The sequence below is a fragment of the Mesorhizobium sp. Cs1321R2N1 genome, assembly GCF_037179725.1.
GTDB classification, from domain to species: domain Bacteria; phylum Pseudomonadota; class Alphaproteobacteria; order Rhizobiales; family Rhizobiaceae; genus Mesorhizobium; species Mesorhizobium salmacidum.
Genome location: NZ_JAPYKP010000352.1, coordinates 1 through 451, shown reverse-complemented (window position 1 = coordinate 451; position 451 = coordinate 1). Strand labels below are relative to the sequence as shown.

1 protein-coding gene is annotated in these 451 nt (G+C 64.7%); it reads right to left on the bottom strand.

Translation table 11 applies throughout. The features are described 5' to 3' along the window. On the bottom strand, nt 1-183 hold a 183-nt coding region (locus O7A61_RS32455), incomplete at its 3' end, for an SDR family NAD(P)-dependent oxidoreductase (protein WP_337133213.1). Between the last annotated feature and the right edge of the window lie 268 nt (nt 184-451).

The window sequence follows — 451 nt, the reverse complement described above, 5'->3', positions numbered from 1 at the left end:
CAGCGCCTTGCGGCCGAGCGCCCTGACCTTCTCGGCCGTCTGCTCAAGTCCGCCGTTCGAGGCATGACCGAAACAGGCGACATCGGCGCCGGCTTCCGCAAGCCCGATGGCGATCGCCTGGCCAATGCCGCTGCCGGCGCCCGTCACCAACGCCACGCCGCTATCCAATTTGAAAAGATCCATCGCACCCTCCCTGACTGCAGGAAGCTATGCGCTGAATGGGGCCTCAATCAAGCCGCTCCCATCTGATTGGGCGAGGTCCTTCAGAAGGAGCCGTCGGACGCGGCAGTCGCTTTCTTCGGGATAGCCGCCAATGGGGGGCGCGGCAGCGTTCTGATCACGCCGGCTCCACGGCCCTCGGCTTTTGCAGCCTTGCCAGTTCCGCATAGGGAATATGGCAGCGGATCGTGTGACCTGGCTGGGCTTCGGTGAGGTCAGGCTCCTGCGTCTC